Origin of the sequence: Borrelia persica No12 (assembly GCF_000500045.1) — a bacterium.
GTDB classification, from domain to species: Bacteria; Spirochaetota; Spirochaetia; order Borreliales; family Borreliaceae; genus Borrelia; species Borrelia persica.
The window spans coordinates 40,818-60,097 of record NZ_AYOT01000146.1 but is presented as its reverse complement, the minus strand read 5'-3'; the positions used below and the strand labels follow the sequence as shown (position 1 = coordinate 60,097).

At 27.3% G+C, this 19,280-nt stretch carries 19 protein-coding genes; 13 read left to right on the top strand and 6 right to left on the bottom strand.

All coding sequences use genetic code 11. The annotated features are described in order from the left end of the window. Positions 1 to 11 precede the first annotated feature (11 nt). From tgt to U881_RS0103530, 3 genes are read left to right on the top strand one after another with little or no spacing between them, the layout of a single operon-like run. Entirely contained in the window at positions 12 to 1,139 is a 1,128-nt protein-coding gene (gene tgt / locus U881_RS0103540) for a tRNA guanosine(34) transglycosylase Tgt (protein WP_024653244.1), read from the top strand. Next, positions 1,132 to 2,655 (top strand): murein biosynthesis integral membrane protein MurJ, encoded by a 1,524-nt coding sequence (gene murJ, locus U881_RS0103535; RefSeq protein WP_024653243.1) that lies wholly within the window; start codon positions 1,132 to 1,134, stop codon positions 2,653 to 2,655. The genes tgt and murJ overlap by 8 nt, the downstream gene beginning before the upstream one ends. After that, positions 2,652 to 4,079 carry a HEAT repeat domain-containing protein gene (locus U881_RS0103530; RefSeq protein WP_024653242.1) on the top strand — a complete coding sequence of 476 codons (1,428 nt, stop codon included), beginning with the start codon at positions 2,652 to 2,654 and terminating at the stop codon, positions 4,077 to 4,079. The genes murJ and U881_RS0103530 overlap by 4 nt, the downstream gene beginning before the upstream one ends. Here the strand turns inward: U881_RS0103530 and coaBC are convergent. After that, positions 4,073 to 5,248: a bifunctional phosphopantothenoylcysteine decarboxylase/phosphopantothenate--cysteine ligase CoaBC gene (coaBC, locus tag U881_RS0103525; RefSeq protein ID WP_024653241.1), complete on the bottom strand. Its 1,176-nt coding sequence runs from the start codon at positions 5,246 to 5,248 to the stop codon at positions 4,073 to 4,075. The two genes, U881_RS0103530 and coaBC, sit on opposite strands and share 7 nt — an antisense overlap. 77 nt (positions 5,249 to 5,325) lie before the next feature. On the opposite strand from coaBC, the gene U881_RS11895 reads away from it, so the two are divergent. The 9 genes from U881_RS11895 to miaA are packed head-to-tail and all read left to right on the top strand — an operon-like array spanning position 5,326 to position 12,755. Next, entirely contained in the window at positions 5,326 to 5,520 is a 195-nt protein-coding gene (locus U881_RS11895; protein ID WP_084538423.1) for a DUF997 family protein, read from the top strand. Next, positions 5,513 to 6,934 (top strand): sodium/pantothenate symporter, encoded by a 1,422-nt coding sequence (panF, locus tag U881_RS0103515; RefSeq protein ID WP_024653239.1) that lies wholly within the window; start codon positions 5,513 to 5,515, stop codon positions 6,932 to 6,934. The genes U881_RS11895 and panF overlap by 8 nt, the downstream gene beginning before the upstream one ends. A 4-nt stretch (positions 6,935 to 6,938) precedes the next feature. Further along, entirely contained in the window at positions 6,939 to 7,913 is a 975-nt protein-coding gene (locus U881_RS0103510) for a pseudouridine synthase family protein (RefSeq protein ID WP_024653238.1), read from the top strand. Further along, complete coding sequence (locus U881_RS0103505; protein ID WP_038363601.1) at positions 7,891 to 8,835, top strand: hypothetical protein; 945 nt, start codon at positions 7,891 to 7,893, stop codon at positions 8,833 to 8,835. The genes U881_RS0103510 and U881_RS0103505 overlap by 23 nt, the downstream gene beginning before the upstream one ends. Next, the gene (murC, locus tag U881_RS0103500) at positions 8,825 to 10,231 is read left to right on the top strand and encodes a UDP-N-acetylmuramate--L-alanine ligase (protein ID WP_024653236.1); all 1,407 of its coding nucleotides are present in this window, start codon (positions 8,825 to 8,827) and stop codon (positions 10,229 to 10,231) included. The genes U881_RS0103505 and murC overlap by 11 nt, the downstream gene beginning before the upstream one ends. A gap of 11 nt (positions 10,232 to 10,242) precedes the next feature. After that, the gene (locus U881_RS0103495; protein ID WP_024653235.1) at positions 10,243 to 11,112 is read left to right on the top strand and encodes a YicC/YloC family endoribonuclease; all 870 of its coding nucleotides are present in this window, start codon (positions 10,243 to 10,245) and stop codon (positions 11,110 to 11,112) included. Beyond that, positions 11,109 to 11,648 carry a (d)CMP kinase gene (gene cmk, locus U881_RS0103490; protein WP_024653234.1) on the top strand — a complete coding sequence of 180 codons (540 nt, stop codon included), beginning with the start codon at positions 11,109 to 11,111 and terminating at the stop codon, positions 11,646 to 11,648. The genes U881_RS0103495 and cmk overlap by 4 nt, the downstream gene beginning before the upstream one ends. Positions 11,649 to 11,668: 20 nt before the next feature. Continuing rightward, positions 11,669 to 11,866 carry a DNA-directed RNA polymerase subunit omega gene (locus U881_RS0103485; protein WP_024653233.1) on the top strand — a complete coding sequence of 66 codons (198 nt, stop codon included), beginning with the start codon at positions 11,669 to 11,671 and terminating at the stop codon, positions 11,864 to 11,866. Next, positions 11,853 to 12,755: a tRNA (adenosine(37)-N6)-dimethylallyltransferase MiaA gene (gene miaA / locus U881_RS0103480; protein WP_024653232.1), complete on the top strand. Its 903-nt coding sequence runs from the start codon at positions 11,853 to 11,855 to the stop codon at positions 12,753 to 12,755. Before U881_RS0103485 ends, miaA begins: the two co-directional genes overlap by 14 nt. Positions 12,756 to 12,909: 154 nt before the next feature. Here miaA and U881_RS0103470 read toward each other — a convergent pair whose 3' ends face one another. Next, positions 12,910 to 13,269: a hypothetical protein gene (locus U881_RS0103470; protein WP_024653231.1), complete on the bottom strand. Its 360-nt coding sequence runs from the start codon at positions 13,267 to 13,269 to the stop codon at positions 12,910 to 12,912. Positions 13,270 to 13,356: 87 nt separating this feature from the next. Between U881_RS0103470 and U881_RS0103465 the strand changes: the two genes are divergently transcribed. Further along, positions 13,357 to 13,905 carry a TDE1717 family outer membrane beta-barrel protein gene (locus U881_RS0103465; protein WP_024653230.1) on the top strand — a complete coding sequence of 183 codons (549 nt, stop codon included), beginning with the start codon at positions 13,357 to 13,359 and terminating at the stop codon, positions 13,903 to 13,905. On the opposite strand, the gene U881_RS0103460 is transcribed toward U881_RS0103465, so the two are convergent. The 4 genes from U881_RS0103460 to U881_RS0103445 form a co-directional block, all read right to left on the bottom strand. Further along, a complete protein-coding gene (locus tag U881_RS0103460; RefSeq protein WP_024653229.1) occupies positions 13,877 to 14,686 on the bottom strand; it encodes a phosphodiester glycosidase family protein in 810 nt (269 codons plus the stop codon). The two genes, U881_RS0103465 and U881_RS0103460, sit on opposite strands and share 29 nt — an antisense overlap. Next, positions 14,679 to 15,191 carry a hypothetical protein gene (locus U881_RS0103455; RefSeq protein ID WP_024653228.1) on the bottom strand — a complete coding sequence of 171 codons (513 nt, stop codon included), beginning with the start codon at positions 15,189 to 15,191 and terminating at the stop codon, positions 14,679 to 14,681. Before U881_RS0103455 ends, U881_RS0103460 begins: the two co-directional genes overlap by 8 nt. A 61-nt stretch (positions 15,192 to 15,252) precedes the next feature. Further along, positions 15,253 to 16,704, bottom strand: coding sequence for a PTS transporter subunit EIIC (locus tag U881_RS0103450; RefSeq protein ID WP_024653227.1), 1,452 nt, complete (start codon positions 16,702 to 16,704; stop codon positions 15,253 to 15,255). 88 nt (positions 16,705 to 16,792) lie between these two features. Further along, positions 16,793 to 19,279 carry a helicase-related protein gene (locus U881_RS0103445; protein ID WP_024653226.1) on the bottom strand — a complete coding sequence of 829 codons (2,487 nt, stop codon included), beginning with the start codon at positions 19,277 to 19,279 and terminating at the stop codon, positions 16,793 to 16,795. Between the last annotated feature and the right edge of the window lies 1 nt (position 19,280).

The following is a 19,280-nucleotide window of genomic DNA, read 5'->3' as shown; positions in this document are numbered from 1 at the left end:
TTTTTAAATTTATGTTTAATGTTATTAAAAATGATAAAAATTCAAATGCAAGACTTGGTGTGCTTGAACTTCCTCATGGCAAGGTTTCAACGCCATGTTTTATGCCTGTTGGTACTTTGGGTGTGATGAAAGCTTTAAAGCATGATGTGCTTGAAAAATTGGGATGTAATTTGATGCTTGCAAATACTTATCACTTGTATTTAAGACCTGGTATTGATGTAATAAAAAAATATGGAAATTTGCATAATTTTACGACTTGGAATAAAAATTTTTTAACAGATTCTGGGGGATTTCAAGTTTTTTCTTTAGCTAATTTTAGAAAAATTGAAGATGAAGGAGTGGATTTTAAATCTCATATTGATGGTTCTAGACATTATTTTACACCTGAGAGTGTATTTAGCATGCAAGAAATTTTTGAGAGCGATATTATTATGGCTCTTGATATTTGTAGTCCTTATGGTATTGATTATAGTGAGGCAAGTTTGTATACAAATATTACAACTTCTTGGGCTCGTCGTACATTGTGTGCTTATGAAAATAGAAAAGAGGGATATGGTGGTCTTTTATTTTTGATAACACAGGGTAATTTTTTTAAAGACTTAAGGAAAAGAAGTACTGAAGCAATTTTAGAATTAAATAGTCCTGGTATTGCGATTGGTGGAATTTCTGTTGGAGAACCAAGAGAGAAGTATTTAGAAATTCTTGAATATAATTCTTCACTAATACCTAAGGATAAGCCAAAGTATGTGATGGGAATTGGTACGCCTCATTATATTTTGGATGCCATATATAATGGTATTGATATTTTTGATTGTGTTAATCCTACAAGAATTGCTAGACATGGTTCGCTTTTAACTGATAATGGGATACTTCGTATTAAGCGATCTGAATTTAATGTTGATACTTGTTCTGTTGAGGAAGATTGTTTTTGCACTTTATGTACAAGATATTCAAGAGGATATTTGAGGCATTTATTTAAATCAGAAGAAACACTTGGAGTGATGTTGGCTAGTGAGCATAACATTCATTATATGTTTAGACTTATTCAAAAGGTTAAAGATGCAATTATGAATGATGACTTTGCAAAATTTAGAAAGCTTTATTTGGACAGGTATGATGAAGGTTGTTTGAATGAATAGAGATGCTATTTCTACGGTTATTGTTATGATTTCAATCTTTTTTTCGCGTTTAATGGGTTTTATTAAGATAAAGGTATTCTCTTATTATTTTGGAGCAAACATTGAAGCAGATATTTTTAATTATGTTTTTAATATTCCAAATAATTTGAGAAAGATTATATCTGAAGGTGCTATGACTTCAGCTTTTATGCCTGAATTTACTCATGAGAAACAAAAATCTGATAGGCATGCTATTAATTTTTTTAGACGAGTTACCACTTTTAATGTCATAAGTATTAGTTTTATTATTTGTGTTATGATTTTTTTTTCTAGGCAAATTATGTATTTCTTATCTTCTTATAGAGAGAGTCATTTAGAGTTAGCCAGTTATATATTTAACTATTTGATATTTTATGTCTTGCTCATAAGTTTGTCATCTATATTTGCATCAGTTTTAAATTCTTATAAAGTTTTTTTTATACCATCTTTTGCTCCTGTTATGCTTTCTTGTGGCATTATATTAAGTATATATTTGTTTTTTAGTCAGTATGGTATATATAGTGCTGTTATTGGAGTCATTATTGGTGGAATTTTGCAGTTTGTAATTCAGATGATAAATTGTATTTATATAGGTCTTACATATAGACCAATATTTAATTTTAATGATGCGTCATTCTTAAGATTTCTAAAGAGATGGTCGCATATGATTTTATCGGCTTTGGTAGCAATTGTTACTCAGCAAGTTTCATTTGCTTTAGCGTCAACCTTAGATATTGGAAGTGTTTCTGTTTTAAGTAATGCAATTGTTTATTATCAACTTCCTGTGGGAATTTTTTATGTTTCTATTTCTACAGTCATTTTTCCTAAGATGTCTGAATATGCTTCCTTGGGTGATAAAGAACGCTTAAATTCAATTTTAAATCAGGGGATTAATATTTTTATCTTTCTTTTAGTTCCAATTTCATTTTTGATGTACATTTGGGCTGCTCCTATTTTGAATTTATTACTTACTGGAGGTAAGTTTTCCGTATATGATACTCAAAAAACTGTTAGTGTATTGCAATACTTTTTAGTAGGATTATTATTTTCTTCAATTTTTGGATTGTTTCAAAAATACTATTTTGCGATACGTAATTCAAAAATGCCGCTTTATTTTAATCTTATTTTTTCTGCTATTGATATTGTTATCTCAGTTTTTGGTATTAAGTATTATCAGACGGTGGATGTTTTGCCTATTGCACAATCAATTTCTTTTATTGCGTGCATTATTATTTTTTATTTTGTTGGATTTAGACATGAGATTAAGTTTGAACTTAATAAAATTACAATGGCTCTTGTTAAGTCATCTATTTCTCTTATTCCTTTATATTTATTTTATACTTTTTTTAAAAATTTTCAGTGGGATGTAGGATTTAGCTTTAATAATTTTTATTTATTGAGTGTTGTGGGTATAATTAACATTATTATTTTGATATTATGTTATTATTTGCTTGGTGTTATTAAGGTTTTTAAATTTATTAGTCGAGATATTACATGAGATATTTGCGTTTTGTTCTTTTATTTTGTATTGTGTTTGATGTTTTTTCGAATAAAAAGCCTAAATTGTCAAATAAAACTCAACTGTTTTTGGATTCTAAAACTAAAATAAATGAAGAGAAAGTAGAAAATTCTTTAGAGAGTGATCTTTTTAAAGATCCTAAATCTAGAGATGTGAATTTGGATGTAAAGCAGGTAAATGATGTTATTTCCTATGGACTTGATGTTCAGGTTATTGAAATTATTAATAGTCTTAAAAAATCCGGTGATGGTGAGTATAATGCTTTACTTGAGAAGAGATTACAAAAAACTTTTAATATTGATCTAAAACGAGCAATTTTTGACTTGTTTTTGGCCCTTGAGTATTCAGGTGGTGTTGATGCTGCCAATTATATTCTTGAAAATTATGAGAGTAATAGGTATCCTAATGATCTGATTAATTTGGCAATTTTATATCTTAAAAAATTAGGTGATAAGGATTCTTTGAAGAAAACCCTTATTTCTATTCTTGAAAATAAAGAGGGAAATGTTGTAGCTATTTCAGCTTATTATCTTGGTGAGCTTTCTTCTCCTGAATATTCTAAAGAGATGATGGATGTTTATGATAAATATTCTGGTAATGATGGGGTTAAATCAGCAATACTTATTGCTCTTGGTAAATCCAATGTTATTGATTATGCAGATAGATTTTATGAAATCTCTATTGATATTTATGAAAATCCATCTATTAAGGCTGCAGCTATTAAAGCATTATCATATCTTGCTCCTGAGAAAATAACAGAAAATGCCCATTTATATCTTCAGGATAATAATAACAATCACAATGTTAAAATTGCTATTATAGAGGCGCTTTCAAGAGATGTGTCTTTAAAATCAAAGGATATTTTATATGATTTTTTGAGAGATTCTGATGTTAACATTAGGATTAGTGCTGTTGAGGCTATTAAGGATCATCATGATCTTGAGTCAAAAGAGGTGTTAATTTATAAAATCAAAAGTGATCCTTCTGTAAAAGTTAGAGAAGTTTCTGGTAAGGCTTTAGTAGATATGGGTTCTGGCTATGAGGCTATAGAAAAGATAATGTTTGATTTTAATGTTGAGCATAACTTTAAGTTTATTGTATTTAGTTATCTTTTAGATAAAGATATAGATTCTGCTCGTTTGATTGCTTTAAATCTTTTGGACAGGGAAAATATTCATAAACCTTCAAAATTGCTTTTAAGTGTTGCTATGTTGTTTGCATCTAAAAAGGGTAATTTTGATGATTTTTATTCTAAGATTATTGAGAGTAAAAATATTAATCTGATGAACCTTTCAATCAAAGGAGCTGTTTATAATAAGTCAGAATTGCTTTCCGGTAAACTTAAAGAGATTAAGAAAACAACCAATTCGGAATATTTAAAAAAACTTTTAGTAAATTATTGATATAAAATTTTTAAAATTTCTTTTGCTGTTTCTTTTTTTGACATTTCTGGAAATTTTTTAACATTGTTTTTGTCTATTATGTAAATTTTATTTAAGTTTGATCCAAAATATTTTAAGTCATTTGCAATTATATAGTCTAAATTTTTGGTTTTTAATTTTTCTTTGGCTTCTTCCATTAAAATTTCATCTTTTTGAGCGCAAAATCCAATGACAATTTGATTTTTAGTTTTATTTTTTCCTATATGTTTAATGATGTCTAAATTTTTTACCAATTTAATGTTAAATTCTTCTATGTTATTTTTTTTGATTTTAGTTTTATAAATAGTATCAGGTCTTAAATCTACAACAGCAGCAGCTCCAATTATTATGTCAAATTCTTTGTATATCTTTATTGCTTCTTGATACATTTCTGATGTTGTTTGTATTCTAATAACGTTTATTCCATAGGGTGTTTTTTCATTGCTTGGTCCTGTAATGATTGTAACATCAGCTCCAAGTTTTTGTGCTTCAATGCCTATATTGAAGCCCATTTGTCCTGTTGATTTATTTGAAAAATAACGAATTGGATCTAATGGTTCTTCTGTTCTTGAAGCAGTTATTAATATTTTTTTGTTTTTTAGTGGTAATTTTGGCATGAGTGAATTTAGTATGATATTTAAAATATCGTTTTCGTTCTTAAGACGTCCAATAGCATTTAAAGAACATGCCAAAAAGCCTTGATCAGGTTCAATAAAGTTATAATTATATTTTTGTAATTTTTTAATGTTTTCTTGTAAAATGGGATTTTGGTACATTACGTTATTCATTGCTAGTGCAAAATAAGTTGGTGCTGTGCTTGCAGATAATACTATGCTTAAAATATCATCGGCAATGCCAGATGCAATTTTAGAAATAAAGTTATATGTTGCTGGGATAATTAATATTAGATCAGCCCATCTTGCTAAGTTTATGTGTTCTATTTCTTCATAACTTCTGTTCCACAAGCTTGTAATGACTTTATTTTTAGAGAGAGTCTCTAATGTTAATGGGGTAATGAATTTAGTTGCATTGTCTGTCATTATGACCTTAACATTATGTCCCATTTTGTTTAAACTTGAGATAATATAAGCTGATTTATAGGCTGCGATTCCCCCGCATACTCCTATTAATATATTTTTTTGTCTTTCCATATTGATGTTATACAATATTATGTAATTGTAATACAATATTGTATAACATTGTATTTAATATTTTAAAAGGATTGTAATTGATAAATAAGGTATTTGTTGCAAGTTTTATATATTTATTTTTGTTTATTTGGTGGTGTATTGCGGCTTGTTTATCTTGTTTTTGTATTTTTATATTTAATATTCCTGTTTGGTTTTTTTTATCATGTATTTTTTTTCCTATTCTTAGTTTATTGTTGGTGTGCATTTTTGTAATTGTTTTTAGAAATGATTAAAGCATTTGTTTTATTTTTGGTCTTTGTGGTTTTATATTGCTTGTTTGGTTTTTTGTTTAGAGGAGCAAATGAAGAAAAAGCATTTTTGCGTAATTACTTTCTTGCAAATCGTGGTTTAAATTTTTTTGTAATGGCATTAGTTGTTGCATCTAGTTATGTTAGTGCTAGTAGCTTTATTTCAGGCCCTTCGGCTGTTTATAAATATGGGTTGTCTTTTATATTCTTAGCAGTTATTCAAATTCCTACGAGTTTAATTTCATTTGTTATTGTTGGGGAGAAGTTAAATTTGGAGTCTAAAAAAATTAATGCCATAAACATTATTGATTATATTGGATATAGATATCTTAGTCGTTCGTTAGTTTTAATTAGTAGTTTTATATTGATTTTTTTTTCTTTATTTATGATTTCAGCTCAACTTATGGGAGGAGCTAAACTTTTAGAGGTTTTTTTTCAAATTAGTTATATTGATGCTCTTATTTTCTTTTCTCTATTTGTCTTTGTATATGTATGTTTTGGAGGATTTAGAATGATAGCATATATGGATTTGATACAGGGAATTTTAATGATCATAGCTTCTGTGCTATTATTTTCAAAATTAATTGATTTGGGAGATGGTATTAGTAATCTTTTTAAGATGGCTCAATTAGGACTTAAAGAGGAGTTGTTATTGCCATCAAATTTGGATTTAAATATGGGATATATAATTTCTTTTTGGATATTAATAGGAGTTGGGATATTAGGTTTACCACAATTTGTTAATAATTTTATAGCGTTTAAAGATGTAATAGCAATTAGATGTTCTCTTCCTATTGTTACTTTTGTAATAGGATTTTTAGTTGTTATTATGCATCTAATAGGTTTTTTTTCGCTTGTTATTTTTCCTAAATTAGAAATAAATGATAAAGTTATTTTAAATGTGGCATTGGAAGTATTAAATCCCAATGTATTTGTGTTTTTTTTTGTAGGGCTCTTATCAGCTATAATGTCTACAATAGATTCAGGTCTTCTTTTATTGTCTTCTACTTTAGTTAAGGCAATATTGTCATTAAATAAAAATGTTAAAGATAAAATAGGAATAAAAAGGATTACCATTATTTCTAATGTTTGTTTTGTATTAATAATAGTCTGGTTATCTTTAACCCCACCTGATTTTTTGTTTTTTATAAATATTTTTGCAATTGGTGCTTTAGAAGTTTCATTTTTTTCTATTATTGTTTTTGGTCTTTATTTTAATTTTGTAAGTAAAATATCGGCTTTTGTTTCTCAATTTTTAGGGCTTTTGAGTTATTTGCTTATCATTTTTTGTGACAAAAAAAGTATTTATCATTTTCATCCTATTGTTCCTTCATTTTTCATTTCTGTGTGTTCATTTTTGATAGTTAATTTTATTTGTCAAAAATGTAGTAAAATTTAGTTGTATGCTGTTTGGGGATATTAAAAGCGTTGGAAAGTATAATGTTATTAGTGTTTTAAATAATGATGATGGTAAGAGACTTGATGTAGTTTTGATAAAATTTCTAAAATTTCCTAAATCAAAGGTAATAAAACATATTAGAAATGGTGATATTCGTTTAAACAATTTAAAGGTTTCTTTTTCACAACGGGTTTTTAAAGATGATAAAATTTATTTGTATAAACCTTTAATACAAGGTTTTAATTTAAATAATATTACAATTAAAGATGAGGCTGCTATATCGCGAGATGTAGAGAGTAGAATAGTCTATGAGGATGAGGATTTACTTGTAATTAATAAAAAAAGAGGAATTTTGGTTCATGGAAGTAAGTGTTCACTTGATGTTTTGATTAATGCTTATCTTTTAGATGAAAATCTTGGCTCTCTTAGTTTTAAACCTTCAGCTGTACATAGATTGGATAGAAATACTTCAGGTCTTATTGTTTTTGCGAAAAATATAAATTCTGCAAGGATTCTAAGTAATGCATTTAGTAATGGTTTTGTTACAAAAAAATATTTGGCTTTACTTGATGGTGAGATTAAAAAGTCTTTGACTTATAAAAATTTCTTGTATCGAGATAAAATTGTAAAAAAAACTTTTGTTATGGAGAATGTAGATGATAATCTAAATAAGTATAATGCTATAACTGATGTTAAACCCATTTTGGTGTCTAAATATGCAACACTTGCTGAAGTGTCAATTAAAACAGGATTTACACATCAAATAAGAGCGCAGTGTGCTTTTCATAAGCATGCTTTGATTAATGATATGAAATATGATTCTAAATTTAAGAAAAATAATTACTTTTTACATTCTTTTTTGATAAAATTTAATCAGTCTTTCTTTTTAAGAAATGAATTTTTTGTTGAACCTGGTTCAGATTTTGTGGAACAGATAAATAATATTTTTGGTGTTTATGACTTTAAAGAATTTATTTAAGAAATTTACATTTAAGAATGCTTTAGGTGCAGTTAAGGATATTTCAATTGCTATTAAACATAAATTTATTAAAATTAGGGTTTATTCTTTAGTGGGTGTTGCTGGTACTGGAAAGAGCTTTAGATCCCATTTAATTGCGGATAAGTATTCTATTCCTTTAATTATTGATGATGGTGTTTTAATAAAAAATATGAAGATTATTGCGGGAAGTTCCGCTAAATTTGAGAATAATGTGTTTGACGCAATAAGGCGATCTATTTTTGAGGATGATACTCATAGGAATGAGATTGTTGAGGCTCTTCGCAAAGAAAATTTTAATAAAATATTGATATTGGGAACAAGTGTTCGAATGATAGATAAAATAACATCTAGACTTTTTTTGCCAAGTTCTTCTAAGATTATTTATATAACAGATATTTCTACTCAAAAAGAAATAGAAAAGGCAAGAATTTCACGACAGATGGGCGAACATGTTGTTCCAGCAGCTGCTTTTGAGATAACATCTATTAAGCCAAATTTATTGTTAGATTCAATTCGAGTTTTTTTTAAACGTAAAGGGTTGTTATCAAAGAAAAGAAATTATATTCGTTCTATTGTAAAGCCTAATTTCCATGATGATGGGGGGGGAGTATCTGTTTCTAAAAATGCTGTAAGACAAGTTATTGAACATTGTGTCTCTGAATATAATAAAGATTACATTGTCTATAATTTAAAGATAAGAAAGATTCAGGGAAGTTATTCTTTTAAACTCTTCTTAGATATTCCACTTGGGAGTAATTTACTTGATGATGCTGAAATGCTTAGAGACTATATTATTAACAATGTGCTTAAATATACGATAATTAACATATCTGGTATTGATGTTATCATACATAGATTTTATGAAAAAAAGGGCAATTTAGATAAAAAAAATGAGTTTTGATTTGGATAATTTAAGTAATATCTTTTTAGTAGGCATTAAAGGTTCTGGACTTTGTTCACTTGCTTGTTTTTTGAGTGATAAGGGATATTTGGTGGAGGGTGTTGATGTTTCTTTGAAGTTCCAGACTGAAGATATATTAAATAGCAAAAATATAATTTATTATGAAAATATTTATGAATTTTCGTTGAAAATGCATAATAGATCTTATGATGCTTTAATATATTCATCAGCTTATGATAGGGATAGTTTGCCTGTTTTATTGGAAGCTCGTGAACTTGGTATTCCGATTTTTTCTTATCCTGAAATTATTGGAGAAATTTCTAAAAAGTATTATAGCATTGGAGTTGCAGGTTCTCACGGTAAAACCACTACATCGGCATTTTTAGGTATCTTGTTTCATAGTTTAGGCTTGGAACCTAATTTGATCTTGGGTTCTAGTGTTAAAAATTTAGAAGGTAAGTCTAGTCTTGTTGGGCAAAGCAATGTATTTATTGCAGAGACCTGTGAGTATAAGGGTCATTTTTTGCACTTTTTGCCAGATATGATTGTTTTAACCAATATTGATTATGAGCATGTTGACTTTTTTAAAAGTTATGAAGAGGTTGAAAATATTTTTTTACAGTATATCAATAACTTGAAAAAAGATGGGATATTGATAATAAATGCTGATGAAGTTAATTTACTTAATATTAAAAATAAGATTGTTAGAAAAGATATTAGGGTATTTAGTGTTGGATTTAGTTCTCTGGCTGATTTTAAAATTGAGCGTTTCGAAATTATAGACAAATTTTTAAAATTTGATTTTTTGGGAATTGTTGATATTAAACTTAAAACCCCTTTAAATCATAATGTTTTAAATTTTTCAATAGCACTTTTGGCTTTAAAGTTATTTTTGAAAGAGCATAAAAAATTAGTTTTAAATTTTGATGCTAGAGTAAAAATTATAGCTAAAGAGTATATGGGCATTAAAAGAAGAATGGAATTTATTATGGAAAGAGATGGTATTATATATCTTGATGATTATGCTCATCATCCAAAAGAAATTGAGAGTACTCTTTTGGGACTTAAAAAATTTTATAATGGCAGACGTATTGTTTTAGATTTTATGCCACATACATTTACAAGAACAAAAGTTCTCTTTGATGAATTTGTTAAAGTTTTAAGTAATATTGATGTATTAATTTTGCATAATATATATCTTTCAGTTAGAGAAGATTGTGATCCTAATGAGCTTTCTAGAAATTTGTTTTTGTCTTTAAGAGCATTAAATCAGAATGTATATTTTTTTAAAGAGGTGGTCGATTCTGTTGATTTTATAAGAAATTTATTAAAGAGAAATGATTTATTTGTTACAATGGGAGCTGGTAATAATTTTATTTTACATGATTTTTTATAAAGGTATTTTAAATGAAAAGTATGACAGGATTTTTTCACTTAGAAAAAGCTATTTCAAATTATATGTTTAGTGTTAATTTGAAATCTTATAATGGTAAATTTTTAGAATTTAAATTTAAATTACCTGAAGTTTTATATGCTTATGAACTTGATATAAGAAATTTTATTTCAACTTATGTAAGGAGAGGTAATGTTTTTTTATATGTAGGTTATAAGGAAATAGTGCCAAATGTTAATTTTAATTTAAATCTTCATTATGTTAATGCTATTACGCGTCTTAGGGATAGTTTATTGCAGAATAGTAATTTAAATATTAAAGATGAATTGAGTCTTGGTGACTTTTTATCTTTGCGAGGGGCTTTGATTGTTGATGATGGGGATGTGGATCAGTCAATAATCTATAATGCTTTTAAAGAAGTTTTGGAAGAAACGTTATTAAATTATAATAAGAGTAGAATTTTTGAAGGTGAAAATATTAAACAAGACATAATTTCAATTCTTGCGTTAATAGAGAAGGATTTAAAATTTTTACAAGAGGCTCATGGCAATATCAATAATAAACTTTTTTTAAGTATCAAAGAAAATTTATTAAAATTAATGGATGATTTTAGTGATGTCAATGTTGCAGAAGAGGCTGCTAAGATGTCAATTCGATTAGATATTAATGAAGAAATAATAAGATTATATTCACATATAAATAATTTTTATAAAAATCTTGAACATGAGGTATCTGGGAAAATTTTGGAGTTTATTGCTCAGGAGATGCATAGAGAGGTCACAACGATGAGCAATAAAGCAATTGATCTTGATATTAGGAATTTAGTTTTGAAGATGAAATTAAATTTAGAAAAAATAAAGGAACATCTGAGGAATATTGAATGAGAATAGCCATTTCTAGCAAAAGTGGTTGTGGAAATACAACTGTTAGTGGAATGCTTGCAAAGCATTATGGTTTAAAGCTCATTAATTATACTTTTCATGATATTGCTAGGGAGAGGGATATACCCTTTGATACATTTTATGAGCAAGAAATTATTGGCAGAAATGATTATTATTGGGATGAATATCTTGATAGTAAATTATTAGAACTCTCAAAAGAAGATAATACAGTTCTTGCGTCTCGTCTTGCTATTTGGCTTTCAAAGGATGCCGATTTAAAGATATATCTTTATGCTAAGATAGAAATTCGGGCGGAGAGAATAATCAACAGAGAAGGTGGTATGTATTCTGATATTTTAATGAGTACTTTTAATAGAGATTATAATGATTCTAAGAGGTATTTATCTGCGTATAATATAGATGTTGATAATTATTTAGATGTAGCTGACTTTATAGTTGATACGACAGATCAGTCTGCAAATAAAGTTTTTGAGTTGATAAAAAATGAAATAGAGAAAAGAAATTTACATGTTAAATAAATTAAGGAGGTTTAAAAGGAATGAGAATCCCGTTGAAAAAAATACAAGATTTTGATGGTAACTATTATGAGCTTGTGATGGCAGTAATAGTTCGCACAGATCAGATTATTGATCAAATTTCTTTGGCAGAACATAGTATTTCTGATGAGAGAGTGGTAAGTCAAGCTTTTAATGATATCTTTACAAAGCGATTTGTATATTCAATTGAAGAGAAATAAGATAGTTTTTATATTTGGTCCTACAGCAGTAGGGAAGAGTGACATTCTCTTTCATTTTCCCAAAGGTATAGCAGAAGTAATTAATGTCGATTCTATTCAAGTTTATAAGGAATTTGATATTGCATCTTGTAAGCCTAGTATTGAATTGCGATCTCATATAAAGCATCATTTGGTAGATTTTTTAGAACCTATTTACGAGTATAATCTTGGAATTTTTTATAAGGAATCGTGTAAAATAATAGAGAATTTAAGGGAGCAAAAAAAAATTCCTGTGTTTGTAGGGGGATCGGCTTTCTATTTTAAACATTTAAGGTATGGATTGCCTAGTACCCCTCCTATTTCTGAAGAAGTGCGACTTTATGTCAATAATCTTTTTATTACAATGGGTAAAGATTATCTTTTAGAAGAGCTTAAGAGAGTCGATTTTGAGAGATATGAGTCAGTTAATCAAAATGATATTTATAGAATTAAAAGATCACTTGAAGTTTATTATCAAACGGGTATTCCAATTAGTAAGTTTTTACAAAAGGAGCAGATATTTGATAATATTTTAGCTATTGGCTTAAAAAGGCCTATGGAAGAGATGAGAGCTAGGATAGTATCTAGAGTGGAAAATATGATTAATTGTGGGTTGCTTGATGAGATTAAAAGCTTGCTGGGGAGAGGATATGATGAGAGAACACCAGCTTTTAAAGGAATAGGATATCGTGAGTTTTTATTGTGGAGGAGTAGACCTTATTCTATGTTAAGTGATATAATGAATTTGATAGTTAAAAATTCATTTTTATATGTGAAAAGGCAAATGACTTTTTTTGATAGGCTTCCTGATGTTTTGTGGTTTCATCCAGATGATGATTTGAAGAACATTTTGGATTTAATTTTTGTTTAATAAGGAGATATGAGGCGTGCCTTGTGGAAGAAAAAGAAAATTAAAAAAAATATCTACTCATAAGCGAAAGAAAAAGAGAAGAAAAAATAGACATAAAAAGAAAAATAGATAGTAAATATGTTAGTTAAAAAACTAACATATTTATGTTATTAATTTATTCAATAATTATATTATCTATTATGTTGATATCTGTGCTAAAGATATATCCTTTTTGACCTTTGTATGTTGCTAATATCCATTTACCTTTAATTCCGTGTTGTTCTGTATCTTGCATTATTTTTTCAATTTTAACTATTTCATCTTTTCTAATTATTGTTAGATAATCATAATTAGTATTTTGTGTTTGAATTGTATTATTAAAAATAGTATAATTTTTTGTTATGATTCCCACTTTTTGGGGAAATCCTAGGATACTGCTTTTGGGCAATTTAAATTCTTGTGTTAAATGAATCTTTGGTTTTGTTTTGCATGTTAGAAATATTATAAATATTAAGGATGATAATCTTATTTTCATAATATTATTTATATATTATTATAGATATTATTGATATACAACTGCATTAATAATATAATGTCTTTTTAGAAAGTTTAAGGATTATCAATGAAAAAATATGTTTTTTTATTATTTTTATTTTTTCCTTTGTGTGATTTAATATTTGCATATCCATTATCTTTTGGAGGCGGTTTTTCTTATCAATTTACTAATTATACTAGCAAAAGTAATATGGATATATCTTTAGAAAATGATAGTAGAGTAGATAATGGAATAAATTTCAATTTATACTTTGATGCTAATTATGTTATTTTTGATATATCTTACAAAGATGCTTTTTTAGCCAGTCATCATAGTAGATATTTTGCTTTTGGGTTTTATGGAGTTTATCCTATTGTATTTAAAGAATATGTCAGAACATTATTTCCTCTTGTTGGAATTAAATATACGATCGATTTGAGTTCTGTAAGACAAAATTTGGTATTTTTATCTTTGGGATTTGCTACAGATCTTTTTATTCCTGAAGTCAAAGGTCTCTATATTAGACCTTTATTTATACTTTCAATTTCACCTACTTCTTTTTCTGCGGGTAGTGTTTCTTGCTTGACTACGGAAGTTACTTTGGGAATTAATATTGGTTGGAAGTTTCTAGATTAGGTAGTTTTATTCCTAAGTGAAAAGGTACTATTCTCTCTTGTCCAAAAAGATTGGATGTGGCATTGAGCTTATAGGGAAGATTGTTAACTATTGTTACAAGCGTGCTTGAACCACCACCATCTAGATTAATAGAATTGTCAACACCATAACTTAATGATAAGTCTATTGCTTCATTTAATGAAATTCCTTTGCTATTATTGGTGCCTCTTCCTTCTACTGTAATTAGATATAAGTGCTTATTTTCTGTATCAGTACCTATTATTGTTCTTGGATGTTTATTGTCTTTAAAATTTTTAGTGTATTTTCCATTTTTGATTAATGAAAAAAAACCACTAAAACCATAATCAGAATTTTTAATTTCATCGTGATTTGGATTTAATATTATTTTGTTGTTTTTTATTATAATTAATCCCTGATCTTTTTTTGCATTAAATATTATTTTTTTATCATATATATATAAACCATTGGGATAAAACATAGTTCCTTTCATTGTGTATGGACTGGTATTAATTGCAATATCTACTTTGTTAGAAATTAAAAATTGACTTGTAGTTTGTCCTTTAAAGTAATAGTTATTCGTTTTTTTATCATAGATAGGTTTTGATATTGTAAACTTTAAATCTTTGTTTTTAATCTTAACAATGACATAATTGCTTTCTTTAAAAGAACCTTTGATTATTTCATATCTTGTTTGTAATTCGTTTGGATAGGGTAGTTTTTCTGCTGATAATGTATTTAATATGAAAACTAATGTTATTACAAATAAAATTTTTTTATTCATTTCTTTTTATTTTATAAGAATAAATACTTTTAGGATAGTTTTTTAATATTATATTTTTTATTTTTAAAGATATTTCATCATTTTTTGTTTTTGCAATTTTATATAACAGGTAAATTATTTTTATATCTAGTTCTTTGTATTTTTGTAAAATATCATTAATTTCTTTCTCACTTATTTTATCTTCATTAAGTCTGAGTTTTAATAATAAAATTTCATTTTTTGTATTTTGGTCTTTAGGTGTTTGTATTTTTTTTAAAAAATTATTTGCTTCTTCATATTTTTTGATTTTAAGTAGATATTTGGCCATGAGTAAATAATAATATTCTAAGTTTAAATTTTTAATTGCGTTTATTGTTTCAAGTTCTTTTGGTAGATTGTTGTTTAAGTCGTATAACATGTATAGTTTATATAGTTTTTCAAAATCGTTTTTGTCTGTGTTATTTGTTGCAACAGAAGGATTAATTAATAGCAAAGTCAATAATATTTTAGATAATGTTAAAGACATGAGGTTTTATTTTGAGTATTATAGCATTCTTTTGATCTGAATAAAAAGAAATAAATAAAATTTATTTCTTTTTATTATTGATTTTTAGATTTATGTAATTTGCAATTTCTTCAGATCTTGCACCAAATATTATTTGGGCTTGATTTCCTGATGTGATAATTGTTCCACTAGCTCCAAGACTATGCATTAAATCTTGATTGACTAATGAGGGAGATTTTACGTCTACCCTGAGTCGTGTCAAACATGAATCAATATTTATTATATTTTTTATGCCTCCAAGAGCTTGAATAATTGCTTCAAGATTATCATTGTGGGATATATTATAAGTATATTTAGTAGTGTCTTGATTAACATCATCTTCCCGACCAGGAGTTTTTATATTAAATGCTTTAATTAATGTAATAAAAATTGTGAAGTAAGTAATGCCAATTATAAGTCCTATTGGAATTATTAACAGTGCATTTGTTGATTTTGGAAACATTAAGAAATAATCTATTATTCCTGCTGAGAGTGCAAATGCTATGCGTATTTCAAATATGTTAGTAATGATTAATGATATACCAGTTAGAATAGCATGTATTAGATAAAGTAGTGGTGATACTAACATGAATGTGTATTCTATTGGTTCTGTGATTCCTGTTAAAAATGAGGTGAGTGATGCTGAGAGTAAAATGCCTCCTATTTCTTTTCTTCGTTCTTTTTTAGATGTTAAGTACATTGCAATAGCTGCACCTGGTAATCCAAATAACATTGGTGGATACATTCCTGATGTGAATCCTCCAGCTGTTGGATCTCCATTTAAATATCTTGTGATTTCTCCTTGTACTATATTCCCATCACTTGTGGTATATTCACCAAATACAAAATATACCAGAGTATTTAATAGTTGATGTAGTCCTGTTATTATTAGTAATCTATTTAAGAATCCAAATACAAATAATCCCAAATTGCCAGCTTCTATCATCCAGATTCCAATTTGATTAATGGCTATTTGTATTGGTGCCCATAAAAAACCAAAAATTATAGCAAGTATTACGGAGAGCATTCCATTAGCTATTGGTACTAGTCTTTGTCCTGAAAAAAATCCTAAAAATTGTGGTATTTTATAGTTTACTACTTTGTCGCTAAGCATGGCTGAACTTATTCCTGTAATAATACCGCCTAGAACAGACATGTTAACAGATTCGGTTTTTTCATTAATAATTATTTTAAATGTAGATAATCCTGCATTTAAAATTAAATATCCTACAGCTCCTCCGAGTGCTGCAGCTGCTTTGTTATTTTTAGATAAACCCATTCCAGTTCCGATTGCAAATAATATTGGTAAATTACCAAGAATAGCGCTTCCTGATTGTTCCATTAATTTGCCAATGTGTTCTAGAATGTCAGAAGGTTGTGTCATTGATGTTATAAGATATCCAAATCCTAGTAACAAACCAGCAATTGGTAAAACAGCAGCAGGAGTTTGTACTGCTTTTCCAAGATTTTGCATATTTTTCATTAAATTATGCATATATTACCTCCATGAATATGTTATTTGTTAGTTTAAGTTTAGATCAACTTTTAATATGATGCTAGCTTAAATAATGTTTATTTATCTTTTAAAAAAAGAAATTTAATTTTTTATAAACTTTATTTATTGTTTTTTTGATAGAAACGAGTTTTGCAATATTGTTTTTATTGTCAATTAAGCTTTTGATACTATCCATTGATTCTTCAATTGCTACTATAAAGCTTTTTTGGGGTTTTAGCCAAAAGTTATCAGAATAATCACTTCTTAGTGACAAAAAAAGGACGGACTTTTTATTGGGATGTTGAATGAAATGCATAGTACATTCTAAGATGTTTTTGATTTTATCAATTTCGTTGATATTGGCATTTGTATTTTCATATGTTTTTATAAGTGTCCAATTTGATTCCATACCATTTACTATACGCATTATTTCTATTAATTTTTTATTTTTGAATATTGTTAAATTTTCATATGTCAATTTTGCAATGACGTTTTTTATTGCTCTTTCTTCTTCATTTTTTAATCCTTTTGAAATTAATTGTTTAACTTCTTTTAAGCTAAATGTTAATTGGTTTTTATATTCATTTTGAATACTAAATTTTTTTCCTGCAATTGTTATTTCGTTTTTTAAGAAATGTTTCTTTTCTTTTTTTGAGATATCCTTTTTGTAGGAATTTTGTGGTTGTTTTGTGGTTGTTTGAGAGTTTTTATTTTCTTCTAATTGGATCTCATTAAGCCATTCTTTTTTAAGTACTCCAATTGATCTGGCATATCTTTTACTTGTTTCTATAATTTCTCCTGCAACAAAATATTTTACGGAATCTGTGTTAATAAGTGAACCAGGATGGATTACTACGTTTTGAGCTTTTATTGTTTTGTATTTGTTTTTTGAGGTTTTAAAGCAAATATAATCTTTCATGCCTCTCATTATGGATTTTAAATATCCTTCGAGATCAATTTCATGTTTATGTACGATTGGTATGTCAAAACTACTTACAATATTTTCAAGTTGTCTTTGCACATTGGCAATTTCTTCAAGTCCTTGTAAGTCTAAATAATTTTCTTTTGCAAAATTTTCTTTGTTGATGGCTTTTTTATAATCTTCAAATATATTGATAAATCCTATCAAATCCCCTAGAGGATTTTTATATTTAAGATGAGCTTGTCTGGCTTCTATTTCTTCATTTTGAGGTAATAAAAATATGCCACTTGTTGATAAGAACGCTAATCCAATTGTTGTTGGATATATTGCTTGTTGGTAATGCATCATTGCTTCAACTAAAGCCCTTGAATGTATTGGTATTAGGGGAAAAATTATCATATATTTTCCAATTTCTGTAAGTTCATTTTTTTCATTTATTGCATCTAGAGATTTTAATATGTTGCTTGCCGTTTGAATAGATTTTATTGATGGTTTCGAAATAAAGTCAAATTTTGTAAAATTTTTAATACCAATATCTGCCATTCTTAATATTACTTCAGAGAGATCTGTTCTGTATATCTCTTCTTTTTGATATTCATCTCTTAATTGATATTCATCTCGTTTGTATAGTCTGTAACATGTACCCTTTGAAAGCCTTCCTGCTCTTCCTGCTCTTTGTGTTGCAGATGATTTTGAAATAGGTACTTCTTGTAGTGAGTAGGTATGTGTTTTCATCTGAAATCTGTTTGTTTTAACTTTACCACTGTCAATTACTATCTTAATATTCTCAATTGTAATTGATGTTTCTGCGATGTTTGTTGATACTATGATTTTTCTTTTATTTTTCGGAGTAGGCATAAATATTTGTTCTTGTGCTTCTTTTGCCATTCGACCATATAATGGTAATACTATTAGATTTTGTTTTAAATTCAATGCATGAATTTCTTTTATTGTTTCTTTTATTTCTTTCTCTCCAGATAAAAATATAAGAATATCGCCTTCTTTTTTTTCTTTGATTATGCCGCTAATGATTTCTTTTATTTTGAGTATCATTGATTTTGATGTATTAAGTAGTGGTGGATTATAGATTATTTGTACAGGATAAGTAATTGTTTCTATGCTAAGTATTGGAGCATTATTAAAATATTTTGAAAATACTTTTGTATTTATTGTGGCTGATGAAATTATAACTTTGAAATCATTTTTTCTTTTTCTTAGTATATCTTTAAGAAGTCCTAATATGAAATCTATATTTAAGCTTCTCTCATGAGCTTCATCTATTATTATGACATCATATTCATCAAGTAGTGTATCTTTTTTGAGTTCTTGTAGTAGAACTCCATCAGTCATTAATTTGATTTTTGTTTTAGGAGTTATGACTTCTTGAAATCTTATTTTATAACCTACCTCTTCTCCAAGGTTTACACCAATATGTTTTGCAATGTATTCTGCTATTGATATTGTGGCTATTCTTCTTGGTTGCGTAACACCAATTTTACCAAATTTTGCAAGTCCTGCTTCGTATATTATTCTTGGTATTTGCGTGGTTTTTCCACTTCCTGTTGGACTTTCTACTATTAAGACACTATTTGTATTTAATTTTTTGATTAATTCATCTTTATATTTATAAATGGGAAGCCCAAAATCATCCATA

What these genes read in the sequence shown, in the direction of transcription:
- U881_RS0103450 (WP_024653227.1), bottom strand. Translation starts at nt 16,704, where the DNA reads ATGCATAATTTAATGAAAAATATGCAAAATCTTGGAAAAGCAGTACAA.
- tgt (WP_024653244.1), top strand. Translation starts at nt 12, where the DNA reads ATGTTTAATGTTATTAAAAATGATAAAAATTCAAATGCAAGACTTGGT.
- coaBC (WP_024653241.1), bottom strand. Translation starts at nt 5,248, where the DNA reads ATGGAAAGACAAAAAAATATATTAATAGGAGTATGCGGGGGAATCGCA.
- U881_RS0103505 (WP_038363601.1), top strand. Translation starts at nt 7,891, where the DNA reads ATGACTTTAAAGAATTTATTTAAGAAATTTACATTTAAGAATGCTTTA.
- U881_RS0103460 (WP_024653229.1), bottom strand. Translation starts at nt 14,686, where the DNA reads ATGAATAAAAAAATTTTATTTGTAATAACATTAGTTTTCATATTAAAT.
- U881_RS0103445 (WP_024653226.1), bottom strand. Translation starts at nt 19,279, where the DNA reads ATGGATGATTTTGGGCTTCCCATTTATAAATATAAAGATGAATTAATC.
- murC (WP_024653236.1), top strand. Translation starts at nt 8,825, where the DNA reads ATGAGTTTTGATTTGGATAATTTAAGTAATATCTTTTTAGTAGGCATT.
- U881_RS0103510 (WP_024653238.1), top strand. Translation starts at nt 6,939, where the DNA reads ATGCTGTTTGGGGATATTAAAAGCGTTGGAAAGTATAATGTTATTAGT.
- U881_RS0103485 (WP_024653233.1), top strand. Translation starts at nt 11,669, where the DNA reads ATGAGAATCCCGTTGAAAAAAATACAAGATTTTGATGGTAACTATTAT.
- U881_RS0103530 (WP_024653242.1), top strand. Translation starts at nt 2,652, where the DNA reads ATGAGATATTTGCGTTTTGTTCTTTTATTTTGTATTGTGTTTGATGTT.
- U881_RS0103470 (WP_024653231.1), bottom strand. Translation starts at nt 13,269, where the DNA reads ATGAAAATAAGATTATCATCCTTAATATTTATAATATTTCTAACATGC.
- panF (WP_024653239.1), top strand. Translation starts at nt 5,513, where the DNA reads ATGATTAAAGCATTTGTTTTATTTTTGGTCTTTGTGGTTTTATATTGC.
- cmk (WP_024653234.1), top strand. Translation starts at nt 11,109, where the DNA reads ATGAGAATAGCCATTTCTAGCAAAAGTGGTTGTGGAAATACAACTGTT.
- U881_RS0103465 (WP_024653230.1), top strand. Translation starts at nt 13,357, where the DNA reads ATGAAAAAATATGTTTTTTTATTATTTTTATTTTTTCCTTTGTGTGAT.
- U881_RS0103455 (WP_024653228.1), bottom strand. Translation starts at nt 15,191, where the DNA reads ATGTCTTTAACATTATCTAAAATATTATTGACTTTGCTATTAATTAAT.
- U881_RS0103495 (WP_024653235.1), top strand. Translation starts at nt 10,243, where the DNA reads ATGAAAAGTATGACAGGATTTTTTCACTTAGAAAAAGCTATTTCAAAT.
- murJ (WP_024653243.1), top strand. Translation starts at nt 1,132, where the DNA reads ATGAATAGAGATGCTATTTCTACGGTTATTGTTATGATTTCAATCTTT.